The sequence below is a fragment of the Nostoc sp. UIC 10607 genome, assembly GCF_047228265.1.
GTDB lineage: Bacteria > Cyanobacteriota > Cyanobacteriia > Cyanobacteriales > Nostocaceae > Nostoc > Nostoc foliaceum_A.
Genome location: NZ_JBIQNW010000016.1, coordinates 40,753 through 55,578, shown reverse-complemented (window position 1 = coordinate 55,578; position 14,826 = coordinate 40,753). Strand labels below are relative to the sequence as shown.

The window sequence follows — 14,826 nt, the reverse complement described above, 5'->3', positions numbered from 1 at the left end:
AACTTTGGGAATCGTAACTAATTATCCGCAGATGATATTACTGATAACTGTTAAACTCCAAAAGCTAAGATCGTCTAAGTAGGAAATCTAAACAAAACCAAATTTTAGATATCCAAATTAGGAGTAAAAGCGTGAATTTGGGCGATTTAGCCTTACAGATAGAGGATATGCGTAAGCGCGTCGCCCTTTTGCAACGCCAGAGTGAACAGGAAAAAGCACAGGAAGAGATTAAACTTATTGCCACAGTATTAAAAGAAGTCCACTTAGCTTTAGAAGAATTGCAAATAGCGAATGAAGACCTACAGCAGCAGAATGAAGAATTATCCCATACTCAAAAGGACTTGGTAGCACAACGTCAACGCTACCAGGAATTATTTGAGGAAGTACCAGACGCTTATTTTGTGACTGATACAAAAGGAGTAATTCAGGAAGCTAACTCAGCCGCCACTACTCTACTAAACATTTCCAAGAGTTTCCTGTTGGGCGAACTCTTAGAGATTTATGTGGTTGAGAAAGAAATAATTGCTTTTCATCTGAAACTAACTCATCTGCGCGATCGTGCCGAAATCCCAGACTGGAAAATGCAAGAATGGGAAGTAAACCTGCGACCACGTGACAGAACGCCAATTATTGCTGCGGTTAAGGTGGTTGCTATCCGTAATCAACAAGGTAACTTAGTCGGTTTGCGCTGGATATTGCGGGACATTAGCGAAAGCAAGCGAACCCAAGCCAAGCTGCAATGGGCAGAACAGGCGATGCGCCAAGCGCTTGCCAAAGAAAGGGAGTTTAGTGAACTTAAATCCCGCTTGCTCACCATCACCTCCCATGAGTTTCGCACTCCTTTGGCTACTATCCACTCTTCTGCGGAACTACTAGAATATTATCGCCATCTATGGAGCGACGAGCGACAACAGACCCACCTGCGTCGCATTCAAACATCAGTTATGCACATGACCCAGTTGTTGAATGATGTATTGGTGCTGAGTCAGGATGAAACAGGCAAGCTAGAGTTTAATCCAACACCCTTGAATTTGGTGGAGTTCTGCCGCGATCTCTTAGAAGAATTACAACAGAGCGATCGCTCACAACATGCGATCGCTTTTAGCAGTGAGTGCCAATGCACACAAGCTAACTTAGACGCTAAACTACTACGGCAAATCTTGAGTAATTTATTCTCGAATTGTCTAAAATACTCTCCCATTGGTAGCACAGTTAAGTTTTCTGTCACCACTGCCAACGATCAAGCTATATTCCAAACTCAAGACTCTGGTATTGGCATTCCCCCTTGTGACATTGAACACATCTTTGAACCCTTCCATCGCGCTAGTAATGCAGGTAATACCCCAGGAATGGGATTAGGAATGTCCATCGTCAAGCAGGCTGTAGATTTACATGGCGGCGAAATTTTTGTCGAAAGTGCGATCGGTGCAGGAACTACCTTTACAGTCATCCTGCCATTTTCGATACATTTCCATGTATAGTGGCTTGCACTAATTCTGCTTTTATCTCTCATTGATTTGCTTTTGAATGTTGTTGCCTTCCAATCGATTGAAACTAAGACAGAGTAACACTTTCAGTCAATTTCCACTCAAAAAGACTGTACAATGATCAATAACTTTTATTTATTAAATTAAAAATAAAAAATAATTGCTGCTATGTTCAAAGGTCTTTAAAGTAGAGTTAGCCGGTCAATAATAAGTTGATTGTAAAGTTTTTCTTAACAATAGCTTAGGGAAACAAACTCAAGGACTTTGTATATTTAAGTGTGAGTTTAAAATATTACGCCTGTGGTCATCTCTAACAAATCAGAATACGCACTTCTAGCCCTGTTAGAGTTAGCAACCTGCTACCCTAACGGAGAAGCCCTGCAAATTCGAGAAATAGCGGTCTTACAAGACATACCAAACCGATATTTGGAACAACTTCTGGCAACACTAAGACGTGGAGGTTTAATTAAGAGTATACGCGGAGCCAAAGGTGGCTATGTTCTGGCACGAGATCCTGGAAAGATTACAGTGTTGGATGCTTTTAGCTGCATGGAAGGATCAGATATTGTTGTATCTGATTGTGAGCCTACTCCCAACACGGTAGAAGGTGAGCTAATTCAGGAAGTCTGGCAGGAAGCACGTCAGGCTGCTAACTCCGTTTTAGAAAAATATACACTCCAAGACCTTTGCGAACGAAGATCAATGCGAAAGCAGAAGGAACTCATGTATTACATTTAGGATGAAAGTAATAATCTGTGAGGCTGTTATATGCCTGAAGTCAACTCTCAACAGCCCATAAATAGTGCCGCTACTCTTGTAGAGAGTTATGCAGCAGGAAAACGGGACTTTAGTAAAGCAGAACTGGGTAATGCTGATTTACAAAGCATTAACTTGAAAGGTTCTGACCTCAGTTATGCTGACTTGAGTGAAGCTAATTTGAGTGGCGCTAATTTAAGGGGAACTGACCTCAGCTTTGCCGATCTGGGTCAAGCTAATCTGAAGGATGCCGATCTAAGGGGAGCATTGTTAATGTCAGCTAATCTCCGCCAAGCCGATCTCAAAGGAGCGAACCTGGAAAAAGCAGACTACGATCGCAGCACCCATTTTCCCCAAGATTTCGACCCAGCCAAAGCGGGTATGCAGATTAAATTTAAAGATTGATTAAATTAAATTGAACGATCGTACTTGCCTCAAGATAGAAGATATTTCTCCTAAAAGAGTTGTATTTTTGTAAAAAAGCCTATCTATGAGGTTGACAATGGAGGCGAAAAGTGAAACTCCCAACCGACGCGCACCACTAATTACTGCTGGAATTTTTCTTGGTGTGGGTCTTGGAGGGTTTATTGATGGAATTTTACTGCATCAGCTCCTCCAGTGGCATCACATGCTCAGTAACATTCGACCTCTGAACAACACGGCGAATATAGATTTGAACATGGTATGGGATGGATTATTTCATACCTTGGATTGGGTATTCACCGTGATAGGAGTTGTCTTACTATGGCGTGCTGGAGGGCGTGATGATGTCCCTTGGTCATCACAGACCTTTATAGGGTCAATACTGATTGGGACTGGGTTGTTTGACTTGGTTGAAGGTTTAATTGACCACCAAATTCTCGGTATCCATCATGTGAAACCAGGGCCAAATGAGTTAGCTTGGGATCTGGGATTTCTTGCATTCGGTGCGCTACTTGTTGTTATTGGCTGGATAATGATAAAAAAGTCAAGAGTCATTAGTCATTAGTTATTGGGCATAAGTTATATTCCCCCTTGTCCCTTTCTCCCCTTGTCCCCAGTCCCCCACTCTTTACTTTGCCCTATGCCTACAGATACTTTTGAAAAAACTAGCTGGAGTTGGCAGTTGTCTCAATTCCAACAACAAGTGGGAGAATGGTGGGAATACCAGTTTTACCGCTTTGAACGAGTTCTGCCAGAATTGCCTACTGGATGGTCGATTAGCCCAAGGCTTGGTGAGTTGCTAAAATTCCTGTTTTGGCTGGTAGTAGGCTTATTTATAGCTTGGGTGGGTTGGCGATTATGGCGAGAATTCAGTCCTTATCTATATTCTTGGCTGAATAGAAGTGGCAATCTCACTGATTTTCGCGTAAAAGCTGGCTCCAGTGAGACATCCGTAACTCTTTTGTTGGAGCGATCGCAACAATTTTACCGTCAAGGTAACTACCGTGAGGCTTGCCGTTGTATTTATTTAGCGATGTTGCAGCAGTTGCATCAAAATGCGATCGCACCCCACAAACTCAGCCGCACAGATGGAGAATATCTGCAATTGCTGCGATCGTCTGTGACTCCCATACAGCCTTATGAAACTTTAATTACTACTCACGAGCAATTATGTTTTGGTAATGCCGAGATTTTGCCAGACAATTATGAGCAGTGTCGGCAAGCTTATCGGGAAATTTCCCCAGAATGAAGAGAATATGGGGATAGGGATCTTAGATACATAGATATCTTAAAAAATCAATAGTTTTAGTGAAACTTAATATAAAACTAAGAAAAAGCGAGAGATAAGCATAAACACTTATCCTCGCTTTTTGATTACCTAAGCTGTGAGAGTTGCGATCGCCTGATCCACAGCTTCCAAGGCAGTGTTCACTTCTGCCTCTGTAACAATCAGCGGTGGTACAAACCGGATTACTTTTGGCCCGGCGGGTACGAGTAATACGCCCTCCTTGATGGCAGCATTGACGACATCGGCTGCGGTTAGCGCAATGTCGGCTCGCAACTCCAAACCGTTGATTAAACCCCAACCCCGAACTTCACTAATGTGTTGAGGATATTTCGCTGCGATCGCCCTCAATCCAGATCGCAATTGTTCACCCCTATCTTGCACATTCTGCAAAATATTTTCCCGTTCCAATGTCTGACAGACACTGAGTGCCACACCACACACAAAAGGATTGCCGCCAAAGGTGCTGGCGTGTTCCCCTGGTTGAAAAACATCGCAGAATTTCTTGCTCATCATTGCACCGATGGGGATACCGCCACCTAAGCCTTTGGCACTGGTGAAAATATCCGGTTCAACGCCGAGATGTTCGTAAGCCCATAACTTGCCACTGCGCCCCATACCAACTTGCACTTCGTCGAAAATCAACAAAACGCCAGTTTCGTCGCAAATCTGCCGGAGCTTTTTGAAGTAGGCAACATCTCCCGGACGCACACCGCCTTCTCCTTGCAATGGCTCAATCAGAATTGCTGCTACCCGGTAATCGCCTTCATCTAACTCGCTAATCGCCACTTCCACAGCGTTAATATCGTTGTAATTTACGTAGTGGAAACCAGGAACCAAGGGATCAAAATACTTTTGATACTTCGGTTGTCCCGTGGCGGTAATCGTTGCCAAAGTCCGTCCGTGGAAACTGGCATTGGCGGTTAAAATAATCGGTTTTTCAATGTCTAATACTGTGTGGGCATATTTCCGCGCCAGTTTAATTGCGGCTTCGTTAGCTTCAGCTCCAGAATTGCAGAAAAATATGCGATCGGCACAGGAATGATCAACGAGCCATTTTGCTAATTCACCTTGTTCAGGAATATAGTACAAATTAGAGACATGGTGCAGCTTCTGGATTTGGCGTGTTACCGCTTCTACCATAACTGGGTGGGCGTGCCCTAAAGTACAAGTGGCAATTCCCGCTACAAAGTCCAGATATTCACGCCCCTGTGTATCCCAAACCCGGCATCCAGCACCCCGTTCTAGGGCTAAGGGAAACCGGCCGTAGGTAGACATGACAGCTTCATTAAAGCTATCTGCATCAAAGGGGCTAGATGCTACAGACCCTGAATCTGGGGGGATGGTGGCTTGGTCAACGAGAGTTTGTAGGCTCACTACCGCTCCTCCTGAGAGTTTTTCATCATATAGTTATTTACTAGTTTCCTAGAAATCCCTAAAAATTACTTTTTATTTAGCACAACTCGTACTTCTTCTTAAGCTAACGCTTATATAACCTCAAAGGCATAGCGGTGGTGAAAAAAACTTTGTACTCAACACTTGAACAAGAGGATGAGCGACAGGCAATTTGCATAGGCGCAGCCCGTCCTCGTTATCGAGGGTGATCTATACAAATTATGAATTAGTTATTTTTCTGTGATTTTCAGTTCATCAATATTCCAAAAAGTTGGCCCCAAGGCAGAAAACTTGATGGGATTGACACGTTCACGCACCGCCTGAAATGAGATTGGATTCACAAGGCAGAATATCGGTAACTGTTCAGCAACGATTTGCTGAAATCTGTTATAAATCGCTTTGCGCTTGCTCTGGTCTAGTTCTTTGACTCCTGCGTCAAAAAGACTGTCAATTTCTCTCTCCCATTCAGAAACTACCCATCCTTGGAGTGGGGGTTTTCCTGGTGGAGCACCTTGGTTGAACTGATGAAATGAGCCTTGACTAGTCCAAAATAAAGATAGAAGATTAGGTTCAACATCTGCGCCGGGAACACCAAACGCACCTACATAACAATCCCAATCTCGACGAGAGAGCAGCTTTTGCAATACTACGTTAAAACTGACTACCTGCATATCTGCTTTGATCCCAATTTGACTGAGGTCTTGTTGGATTTGAACTGCGGCATCGATTCTTGATTGATCTTCCGATTTCACCAAGAGATTGAATTGCACGCGATTTCCATCTTGGTCTAACAGTTCTTTTTGGGAGTTGTACCTAAAACCAGCCTCTAACAACATCTGCCTGGTTTTCTGGGGATTATAATCATAAACTTTTAACCCTGCTGCTGGGGACAAGTAATAGGGACTTTGAACAGCAATTGGCGAATGTTGGATTTCACCTAAACCGCGATATATATTAGTTTTCATGCGGTTGCGGTCAATGGCATAGGCGACTGCTTGCCTAAAAACTAAGTTATTAAACCATCGAGATTTAATCGGGTCTATAAAAGGCTTACCTTTGCGATCGCGACCTTGGTTGAGATTGAAGCCCACAAAGCTAAAACCCGCAGTGGTTCCACCATTGTAAATAATGTATTTGCCTCGCTTTTCCTCTTTCTTGAGTAAGCCAAATACTGCTGGTGTCACATTTAAATTATCCAGTTCCCCTGAGCGAAATCTGAGTAACTGATTTTCGGTAGAAGCAATAATTTGCCAGACAATACGTTCAATATAAGGCTGAGGATTTTTTTGAACATCTTTGCGCCAGTAATAGGGGTTGCGTCGTAAAATCACCCGTTCAGAAGGAGTATAGCTTTCTATTTTGTAAGGCCCATTGGAGATGATTTTTTGCGGATCAGTATTGGTTCCCCACATTGAAAGAAACTGAGGATTACCATTGGCATCATTGGATAATACAGAAGAACGCAAGGCATGAGCAGGCAAAATTGCTAGTCTTTCGGCATATCTCAAAAAAGGGGCAAAAGGTTCCACAAAAGTAAACTCAACTCGCAGATCATCTAGTTTCTGCACTGATGGGAAAGTTTCTGTGTTACCAATACGTAAAAAATCTCTATATAAAGTGGGAATTTTTTTATTAAGATAAATGTCTCGATAGGTAAAGACTACATCATCCGCCGTGAGAGGTTCACCATCTGACCATTTCAACCCTGTTTTTAATGTAAAAATAATTCGCTTTTTATCGGTAGATATTGACCAAGATTCTGCTAGTCCTGGCTCCAATTTGGTAGTGATAACATTCTCATCGATCAATCCCTTGTAAATTAAAGGAAAAACACTGTAAGGAGAGTCATTAATGGCATAGTTAAAAGTAGTCGGGTCACTTAGTGAAACTAAAACTAATTGAGCTACCTGAGATGCTTTGCTTTTCATCTGTGTCGGGTGACAGCTTGTGAGCAAAAAACAACAAGATAGCAGCAAACCAACTACTAAATTCAGAGGTCGAACAACAGCAGCAATCATCTCTAGTTATTTACCTTGCAGCTACTATCTACACATTACAGTATGGTGATTGAGCAGTTAATAGCTGGGGCGATGCCTGCGGCGGGCAAGGCCTACGCACTGGGCAGTGTTTTCAGCTGGTTTTACCAAGGCTGTTTTGGGCAGCCATAAGGTAGTTTTAGTCTCAATACTGTTCGGTTAAGGCAAGAGACGCGATAAATCGCCGTCTCTACAATAATCAGTCTTTCGTCTTGACGACGATTAATCGCGTCTTTGTGATGATTTAACGTAACTATTTCATTAATTTTACGTTGCGTAATTTAGTTGGATTTCTTCTTGCCCAGTTACTTAGTTTCAATATACTAAAAAGGACGAATGCTAAAAAGTTAGCAGAAAACTAGAAAAATTAGGCTAGAAGAATTATTGTTACCTCATTCTCAACACTTGAACAAAAATATCGACGTATCCAAAAGGAGTTAATGACAGGGGCGATCGCTCTTGGCGGTGTTTTCTTCATTGGCACTTTGTGGTACTGCTTAGTGGAGGGTTGGTCATGGGAAGATGCGGCTTACATGACTGTCATCACTCTTGCAACTGTGGGATATAGTGAGACGCATCCACTGGGTAGCCGAGGACGGTTATTTACAATTGCCCTGATTTTGTTGGGTGTAGTGAATATCGGTTACATTGTCAACAGATTTACAGAAGCGATTATTCAAGGCTACTTTCAAGAAGGAATTCGGCTACAGCAACAGAGGCGGTTAATGGAATCCCTAACAGAACACTACATCATTTGTGGATTTAGCCGGACTGGTCGTCAAATTGCCAAGGAATTTCGGGCAGAAGGTGTACCTTTTGTGGTGATTGATTCAGACATGGAATCTATACAAAGGGCGCAGATGGAAGGTTATACAGCATATCAAGGTGATGCTACTCTAGATGACACACTTCTGAAAGTTGGCGTTGAACGGGCGATTTGTATCGTTGCAGCCCTTCCTTCAGATGCGGAAAATTTATATATTGTTTTATCAGCAAAAACTCTGAATACAGGAATTCGGGCGATCGCCCGCGCAAGTACAGAAGAAGCTTTACAGAAGCTACAACGCGGTGGCGCAGATGAAGTGATTTCTCCCTATATTACTGGTGGAAAGCGGATGGCTGCTGCGGCACTCAGACCCCAAGTGTTGGACTTTGTAGACGGGATTTTGACAGGTGCAGACCGTCAGTTGTATATGGAAGAATTTTTACTCGACCCAGCTTTTTGTCCCTTTGTGGGTCAGAGTCTGCAAAAAGCGAGATTGCGATCGCAATCTGGGGCATTAGTTCTGGCAATTCGCCGTCTTGATGGGACTTTAATCGGTGGCCCCACTGGCGATACGGTTCTAATGTCGGGAGATCGGCTAATTGGTATGGGTACAGCTGAACAGTTGCGTAGCCTGAACCAAATTCTTGGCCCGATTAATTCCAAGCAACTACGGCGACCGAAAAATAGCTGATATTATTTTTCCTTATTGACAGCCGAATCTCTGCAAATAGCATTTAATAGTTTAAGCCTCCTCTAGCCACTGCAAAATACTAGCCTTGCTCTCTACCAAACCTTTGTATACTAAAGCTTCTGGTGTCATTGACTGAATTGCAGCATACAGCTTAGACCGTAACACTGGGTCTTTTTTAACTACACCACAATCTCTAAAGTAAGTACGAATACTAAACAGGGCTGCTTCATACTCCGGTAGTCCCCAAATAACTTGTCGCTCAATTCGCAGATAAAGCTGGGGATGCTGAGAATCAAAGCTTCTACCTTGCCATTGGCTAACTGATACACCAGGCGGCGGTTCGGGATGGTGGTTAAGGCGGGTGTCGGTACTCAAGCCCCAAGCAAAGCGCACCATTGGTTTGTGGGTAATCATTGTATGAGCGATCGCACTTGCACGCCGATTAATTTTTTCCATACCAGCCACAGGTGCATGTATCGTAGCGAAATCTCTACCAATTTTCTCCTCAGCTGACCAGTGATTGGGATAGCAGAGATGAACTGCACTCAGCCAATTCTTACCATCAGCAGATCGGCAGATAATTGTCAGGTCTTCTTGTACCTGTGCTGCAAGTGCATCAAGAGTAGAGGCGTAAGCTGGAAAAACTGGACTACCTTGAACTTGCTGTAATTGCCAATCTGCATCTAGGTAAAAAGTTTCTCCGGTCAGTTGGCTGTGAAATTTCAGGATGTTATCTATTGACTTTTGACAGCTAAAATGATCTGGGTGTTCTTGGGTGAGGCGATTAATTATTAAACGAGCGATCGCACCTGCTACAGTCTGAGAATAATTGCAGGTTTGATAGTACTTGTTCAACCGTTCCGCACGGGCTAAAAGTTTAATCTGACGGTAGTGGGTAAAATCATCATCAATTTGAAATATCTGCTGATCAGCCTGAGTATTACCAAAACAGAAACCAAAAGGCATCATCCCCGGCTTGACTTCGTAGCGTCCACTCATGAGAGGGAAATAGCAAGCCGCACTACTAGAGGCTTCGACTGTCCTAGCTTCCTGAAACAAGTTGTCTAGAGACACAGATTATATAATGCTGGTTTTTATTCTCCTCATTTCCAATATATATGAAGGAATGAGGGAGATCAGGAAGAAATAACCAATGACTAATGACTAATAATCAATTTCTTTCCACCCATGTATAGATGCTATGCCTTTTGTAACCCATTCGATCACAATTGGGGGAGCTTCTGATATCAAGATGCTAGGATAAACTGCTGCACCCCAATCGGGATGCACTAACACACGGCATTGATTTTTAATCACTGGATAGTTGAGCAAAGCTTTGACAACTGCTGTGTCATCGTGGGGAATTGCTCCGGGATGGGACAGTAAAGGATAGCCTGTACGAGGGTCGATCAGGTCTGTTAAATAGCCGCGATCGCGCAGATTAAATGCTAAATCACAGCCAAATCTCATAAATTTTTCTCGCAGGCGTTCTTTCTCTGACTCTACTTCTGCTGTTTTTTCGACTAATTGATAACGCGATTGTTGTAATACAATCACTACTCGTAAAAATGGCTGCCGTTTCCAATCTGGTAATATCCGTTCGCAGTTGGCACAGATATATTGACTGGGAGCATGAATTGAAATTTGAACCGCTTGTCCTGTTTCGCCAACTAAATTAATGGGACAGGCTTGCTCCGAAGTGTAAACTTTGGGATAGTTCACTAAATTGATTCGGCTTATACAAATTTTTTAATTTAATCTACGGTATAGATGATACCTCTTAAAAGTTCAGAAAAATCATCAAATTTATATAATATGTTACTTTTTTTGGAAGTAGTTACTAATAATTTGAGAATTTTAATCCGAACTTTATCCTTTATTAACCTGTTTTAATGGGATTTGCTGCGATCGCTGTAGGCATTGGCATAAATGCAGCCGGTAGTAGACAAGCGATGCCTATGGCGGGCTACGCCTACGCTCCTGAAATATGTTTGAGCAAAATCCCAAAAAATGACTTCCATCTCAGACTATTTGCAGTCAAAACCAAAATGGTATAACTGTCAGCAAAGCTGGAGTAAACAGGCTTCTGGTGAAGTAAAGCGTGTCGAAGTTTTACTCAAAGGTGAGCAAAAAAAACAAACTAATCTTATCTGCTTGGAAAAAGTTAGAGCTATTAGCCTACTTTCCATAGCACCCAATTAATTGAGTTTTAAAGAATTCACCGGCACTTTATCCCAAGAATCCACTGTCCGCAATTGTGCTACCCAACCTGCTGCCTTTTGCGTCTCGGTCAAATTATTCTGAAAGGAATCATGGCACTCTTTGGCTTGAGATTCATTACAAGTGGCAATACAGGCATGAATCATCCCAGATGGATCAATTTGCTCATTTACCCAAATAATCATGAAATATTTCCTCAAGAACTGTAGCGAAAAAACCTATTCGTTATTTTAGAATACTATTAGAGTCAATAATTCCAGAGCAAAATCGGTAACAAGTAGCAAACTAATCCCAATTACCGATTATTAATTTACATTAACCAGTTCCGCTTCATCTGGTAGGCACATGGGATTTATTTCCTCTTTCGTAGCGGCGGCGGTAGAGTAATTCTAACTGTCCACCATATTCTTGAATCCAGGCAATCTGGCGCTGGTAGAGTCCTCGGAAGGTATTTGCAAATAAAAGTGTAAAAATTGCCACTACCAACCCTGATGCTGTGGATACTAAAGCTTCACTAATTCCAGATGTTACACCTGTTGTTTTAGTACCTCCCACATCTCCGATATTTAGAGAGGCAAAGGAGTTAATTAATCCTAAAACAGTGCCGAGAAGTCCCAACAGAGGAGCAAGACCAATAATTGTCTCAAAAATATTTTGGGAGCGCTTGAGTAAAGGGATTTCGGCTTGTGCTTCACTTTCTAATGCCAAACGAAATTCCTCTGGTGTCGGCTCTTCCAATTCTAAAGCTGCTAAAAAAATTCGAGCAATCGGTAAATCAGTATTTTTCTGTAATTTTTCTAAAGCACCAACTACATTATCAAGGCGATAAAGCTGTAGCACCTCTCGCACTACCTTGTTTTGCCGATTATTTATCCTTACCCAAAAGATGATCCGTTCGATAATCAGCGCTACTCCTAACAAAGAGAACGCTAGCAGAGGCCACATGACCACGCCACCTGCTGTAAACAGATTACTAATTTCCATTTATTATTTTTTAACTCTCCAACAACGCTAGGTTAACAGATCGTTGAAATGGAGCAGTTTAAGGCTGCATTGTAGTTACAGCAACTTTTGGGCTATCCTCAGTTTGGCCGATCGCGATCGCGGATTCTTACTAATTTCCTCTTCTTGGGCAATAATCGGTTTTTTTGTCAATACCTTTAATAAAGGTGAATTTCTTAAACCGTGTTTCACCGGACGGTCTTCCAAACTGTGAAAACTGATAATCGCAATTCTGCCACCAGGGACAAGGGCATTTGGCGCTTTATCCAAAAAGGTTTCTAGAGATTTTAACTCATCGTTGACGACAATTCGCAGAGCTTGAAAAACACGGGTAGCGGGGTGAATTCTCCCATAACGGTATTTCGGGGGAACTGAAGAAGCGATCGCATCAGCTAATTCTGTAGTCGTGTGCAACGGTCGTCGTTCTACAATACGACGAGCAATGCGCCGTGATAATCTCTCTTCACCGTACTTAAAGAAAATATCTGCTAATTCTGGCTCATCCCAATTATTAATCACATCAGCAGCAGTTAGCGATCGCCCTCGATCCATTCGCATATCCAAACTCGCAGCTTGGCGAAAGCTAAAACCCCTTTCTGCTTGATCTAAATGGTAAGAACTGACCCCCAAATCGGCTAAAATACCATCGAAAGTGTTAGGGGGGAACTGGTAGTCAGCAAAATTGCTATAAATAAATTGTACGCGATCGCCATATTCAGCTAAATTCTTCTGCGCCGCTGCTAAAGCTTCTTCATCTTGATCAACTGCCGTTATCCGCACATCCGCCGCAGCTTCTAAAATTAAGCGACTGTGACCACCACCGCCTACCGTCACATCTAAATAATGTCCGCCTGGACGCACCGCCAAACCCTCAGTTACCTCCCGACCCAAAACGGAAATATGAGAAAAAGCCAGTTCTTGTTCTTCTAAATCTAGCGGTGTTTGTAAATCTGATTTCATCTTTAAATTTTAATTTTATTTTTGTTTCTATTTGGTAAGACTTACACCAAAAACCTCTTAAACTCCTGTTTCTCCGTGTCCTTTGCATCTTCTGTGGTTAGATTTAAGTGCTGTTAGCACTTATTCCTAATCACCAACATCAGGATTTTAAATGCAAAAAGAGATTAGATGAAAAAAAACCTGTGCCTCAATCCCTTGCATATCAAGCTTCCCTATAATAATTGAAGAGGTGCAACGAAATGAAACATCAATTACAATACCTTCGCTGCTATCCTCTCTCCAACATAACCCTGTAGAGTCAAATTTATATAGATTGCCCCTACAAACCTCATTTTGGCAGACTAGATAAATCGGCTGTGGTTGGCATCTAGGCGGTTCAATTCAAAATTTTCACGAACGGAGAACACGAAATCTATGACCAGACTAGAAACCCGCACTGAACCAATGGTGCTAAACATGGGGCCACACCACCCCTCAATGCACGGGGTTCTGCGGCTAATCATGACTCTGGATGGCGAGGATGTCGTTGACTGTGAACCAGTTATCGGCTATTTGCACCGGGGAATGGAAAAAATCGCCGAGAACCGCACTAATGTAATGTACGTTCCTTACGTTAGTCGCTGGGACTACGCGGCGGGAATGTTCAACGAAGCCGTCACTGTCAACGCCCCAGAAAAACTTGCAGGTGTCGCTGTCCCCAAACGTGCAAGCTACATCCGCGTCATCATGCTGGAGTTGAACCGCATCGCTAACCACTTGCTATGGTTTGGCCCCTTTTTAGCTGACGTAGGCGCTCAAACTCCCTTCTTCTACCAGTTCCGGGAACGGGAGATGATTTATGATTTGTGGGAAGCTGCCACAGGTTATCGGATGGTGAATAATAACTACTTCCGTGTTGGTGGAGTAGCAGCGGATTTACCTTACGGTTGGGTAGATAAGTGTCTGGAATTCTGCGACTACTTATTACCTAAAGTTGATGAGTACGAACGCTTAGTAACTGATAACCCCATTTTCCGGCGACGCGTTGAGGGTATTGGGACTATCACCCGTGAAGAAGCAATTAACTGGGGACTTTCTGGCCCAATGTTACGCGCTTCTGGTGTGCAATGGGATTTGCGGAAAGTTGACCATTACGAATGCTACGACGATTTCGACTGGGATGTGCAGTGGGAAACCGCCGGTGATTGCTTTGCCCGTTACGTAGTGCGGATGCGGGAAATGCGCGAATCTGTGAAGATTATTCGCCAAGCAATTAAAGGACTTCCTGGCGGCCCTTACGAAAATCTGGAAGCGAAGCGTTTAGCCGCAGGTAAAAAATCCGAGTGGGACGCATTTGATTACCAATTCATCGGTAAAAAAGTTTCCCCTACTTTCAAGATTCCCAAGGGTGAAATCTACGCCCGTGTAGAAAGTGGTAAAGGTGAATTGGGAATTTATTTGGTTGGCGATGATAACGTCTTCCCTGCACGGTGGAAGATTCGCGCCGCAGATTTCAACAACCTCCAGATTGTTCCACATTTACTGCGCGGCATGAAGGTTGCAGATATTGTGGTTATTCTCGGCAGTGTTGACGTAATCATGGGGTCTGTGGATAGGTAGAAAATATCTATCTAAACATTTTTTAGAGCAGTTGTATTATGCAACTGCTCTTTTTTTGGGTTAAAGCAGGAGACGCGATAAATCGCCGTCTCTACAAAGGATTGATTATTGTACAGACGGCGATTTATCGCGTCTCTAATCTGGCTAGAAAAATTTTTTACTCATATAACAGATGTACAAAATCTTGATTAATAGAGTTTTAAATA

At 42.8% G+C, this 14,826-nt stretch carries 15 protein-coding genes; 8 read left to right on the top strand and 7 right to left on the bottom strand.

What is annotated here, in order from left to right:
- Window positions 1-131 precede the first annotated feature (131 nt).
- The 5 genes from ACEYW6_RS16355 (at window position 132) to ACEYW6_RS16335 (ending at window position 3,915) form a co-directional block, all read left to right on the top strand.
- Window positions 132-1,481, top strand: coding sequence for an ATP-binding protein (locus ACEYW6_RS16355; protein WP_412980534.1), 1,350 nt, complete (start codon window positions 132-134; stop codon window positions 1,479-1,481).
- 306 nt (window positions 1,482-1,787) lie between these two features.
- On the top strand, window positions 1,788-2,225 hold the full coding sequence (locus ACEYW6_RS16350; protein WP_190897163.1) for an RrF2 family transcriptional regulator: 438 nt from the start codon (window positions 1,788-1,790) through the stop codon (window positions 2,223-2,225).
- A 30-nt stretch (window positions 2,226-2,255) separates the two neighbouring features.
- Window positions 2,256-2,648 carry a pentapeptide repeat-containing protein gene (locus tag ACEYW6_RS16345; RefSeq protein WP_412980533.1) on the top strand — a complete coding sequence of 131 codons (393 nt, stop codon included), beginning with the start codon at window positions 2,256-2,258 and terminating at the stop codon, window positions 2,646-2,648.
- A 97-nt stretch (window positions 2,649-2,745) separates the two neighbouring features.
- A complete protein-coding gene (locus ACEYW6_RS16340) occupies window positions 2,746-3,231 on the top strand; it encodes a DUF2243 domain-containing protein (RefSeq protein ID WP_412980590.1) in 486 nt (161 codons plus the stop codon).
- Between the two features lie 75 nt (window positions 3,232-3,306).
- A complete protein-coding gene (locus ACEYW6_RS16335; protein ID WP_412980532.1) occupies window positions 3,307-3,915 on the top strand; it encodes a DUF4129 domain-containing protein in 609 nt (202 codons plus the stop codon).
- Window positions 3,916-4,044: 129 nt separating this feature from the next.
- On the opposite strand, the gene ACEYW6_RS16330 is transcribed toward ACEYW6_RS16335, so the two are convergent.
- Together ACEYW6_RS16330 and ACEYW6_RS16325 are read right to left on the bottom strand one after the other, a co-directional pair.
- Window positions 4,045-5,328, bottom strand: coding sequence for an aspartate aminotransferase family protein (locus ACEYW6_RS16330; RefSeq protein ID WP_412980531.1), 1,284 nt, complete (start codon window positions 5,326-5,328; stop codon window positions 4,045-4,047).
- A gap of 248 nt (window positions 5,329-5,576) precedes the next feature.
- Window positions 5,577-7,364: an ABC transporter substrate-binding protein gene (locus ACEYW6_RS16325; protein WP_412980530.1), complete on the bottom strand. Its 1,788-nt coding sequence runs from the start codon at window positions 7,362-7,364 to the stop codon at window positions 5,577-5,579.
- A gap of 458 nt (window positions 7,365-7,822) precedes the next feature.
- On the opposite strand from ACEYW6_RS16325, the gene ACEYW6_RS16320 reads away from it, so the two are divergent.
- A complete protein-coding gene (locus ACEYW6_RS16320; RefSeq protein ID WP_412980529.1) occupies window positions 7,823-8,839 on the top strand; it encodes a potassium channel family protein in 1,017 nt (338 codons plus the stop codon).
- A 51-nt stretch (window positions 8,840-8,890) separates the two neighbouring features.
- Here ACEYW6_RS16320 and ACEYW6_RS16315 read toward each other — a convergent pair whose 3' ends face one another.
- Both ACEYW6_RS16315 and ACEYW6_RS16310 read right to left on the bottom strand, forming a co-directional pair.
- Window positions 8,891-9,838 carry a heme-dependent oxidative N-demethylase family protein gene (locus ACEYW6_RS16315; protein WP_412980589.1) on the bottom strand — a complete coding sequence of 316 codons (948 nt, stop codon included), beginning with the start codon at window positions 9,836-9,838 and terminating at the stop codon, window positions 8,891-8,893.
- Between the two features lie 165 nt (window positions 9,839-10,003).
- The gene (locus tag ACEYW6_RS16310) at window positions 10,004-10,561 is read right to left on the bottom strand and encodes a methylmalonic aciduria and homocystinuria type D protein (RefSeq protein ID WP_190897147.1); all 558 of its coding nucleotides are present in this window, start codon (window positions 10,559-10,561) and stop codon (window positions 10,004-10,006) included.
- A 288-nt stretch (window positions 10,562-10,849) separates the two neighbouring features.
- On the opposite strand from ACEYW6_RS16310, the gene ACEYW6_RS16305 reads away from it, so the two are divergent.
- On the top strand, window positions 10,850-11,041 hold the full coding sequence (locus ACEYW6_RS16305; protein WP_412980528.1) for a hypothetical protein: 192 nt from the start codon (window positions 10,850-10,852) through the stop codon (window positions 11,039-11,041).
- Here the strand turns inward: ACEYW6_RS16305 and ACEYW6_RS16300 are convergent.
- The 3 genes from ACEYW6_RS16300 to rsmH all read right to left on the bottom strand — a co-directional run bounded on the left by ACEYW6_RS16300 (window position 11,038) and on the right by rsmH (window position 13,021).
- Window positions 11,038-11,244, bottom strand: coding sequence for a glycogen debranching protein (locus tag ACEYW6_RS16300; protein WP_412980527.1), 207 nt, complete (start codon window positions 11,242-11,244; stop codon window positions 11,038-11,040). The two genes, ACEYW6_RS16305 and ACEYW6_RS16300, sit on opposite strands and share 4 nt — an antisense overlap.
- Window positions 11,245-11,389: 145 nt before the next feature.
- Window positions 11,390-12,043 (bottom strand): MotA/TolQ/ExbB proton channel family protein, encoded by a 654-nt coding sequence (locus ACEYW6_RS16295; RefSeq protein WP_412980526.1) that lies wholly within the window; start codon window positions 12,041-12,043, stop codon window positions 11,390-11,392.
- A gap of 75 nt (window positions 12,044-12,118) precedes the next feature.
- A complete protein-coding gene (gene rsmH, locus ACEYW6_RS16290; RefSeq protein ID WP_412980525.1) occupies window positions 12,119-13,021 on the bottom strand; it encodes a 16S rRNA (cytosine(1402)-N(4))-methyltransferase RsmH in 903 nt (300 codons plus the stop codon).
- A gap of 414 nt (window positions 13,022-13,435) precedes the next feature.
- Between rsmH and ACEYW6_RS16285 the strand changes: the two genes are divergently transcribed.
- Window positions 13,436-14,620, top strand: coding sequence for an NAD(P)H-quinone oxidoreductase subunit H (locus tag ACEYW6_RS16285; RefSeq protein ID WP_012411270.1), 1,185 nt, complete (start codon window positions 13,436-13,438; stop codon window positions 14,618-14,620).
- Window positions 14,621-14,826 lie beyond the last annotated feature (206 nt).

What these genes read in the sequence shown, in the direction of transcription:
- ACEYW6_RS16320 (WP_412980529.1), top strand. Translation starts at nt 7,823, where the DNA reads ATGACAGGGGCGATCGCTCTTGGCGGTGTTTTCTTCATTGGCACTTTG.
- ACEYW6_RS16325 (WP_412980530.1), bottom strand. Translation starts at nt 7,364, where the DNA reads ATGATTGCTGCTGTTGTTCGACCTCTGAATTTAGTAGTTGGTTTGCTG.
- ACEYW6_RS16335 (WP_412980532.1), top strand. Translation starts at nt 3,307, where the DNA reads ATGCCTACAGATACTTTTGAAAAAACTAGCTGGAGTTGGCAGTTGTCT.
- ACEYW6_RS16295 (WP_412980526.1), bottom strand. Translation starts at nt 12,043, where the DNA reads ATGGAAATTAGTAATCTGTTTACAGCAGGTGGCGTGGTCATGTGGCCT.
- ACEYW6_RS16305 (WP_412980528.1), top strand. Translation starts at nt 10,850, where the DNA reads ATGACTTCCATCTCAGACTATTTGCAGTCAAAACCAAAATGGTATAAC.
- rsmH (WP_412980525.1), bottom strand. Translation starts at nt 13,021, where the DNA reads ATGAAATCAGATTTACAAACACCGCTAGATTTAGAAGAACAAGAACTG.
- ACEYW6_RS16315 (WP_412980589.1), bottom strand. Translation starts at nt 9,838, where the DNA reads ATGAGTGGACGCTACGAAGTCAAGCCGGGGATGATGCCTTTTGGTTTC.
- ACEYW6_RS16285 (WP_012411270.1), top strand. Translation starts at nt 13,436, where the DNA reads ATGACCAGACTAGAAACCCGCACTGAACCAATGGTGCTAAACATGGGG.
- ACEYW6_RS16300 (WP_412980527.1), bottom strand. Translation starts at nt 11,244, where the DNA reads ATGATTATTTGGGTAAATGAGCAAATTGATCCATCTGGGATGATTCAT.
- ACEYW6_RS16345 (WP_412980533.1), top strand. Translation starts at nt 2,256, where the DNA reads ATGCCTGAAGTCAACTCTCAACAGCCCATAAATAGTGCCGCTACTCTT.
- ACEYW6_RS16340 (WP_412980590.1), top strand. Translation starts at nt 2,746, where the DNA reads ATGGAGGCGAAAAGTGAAACTCCCAACCGACGCGCACCACTAATTACT.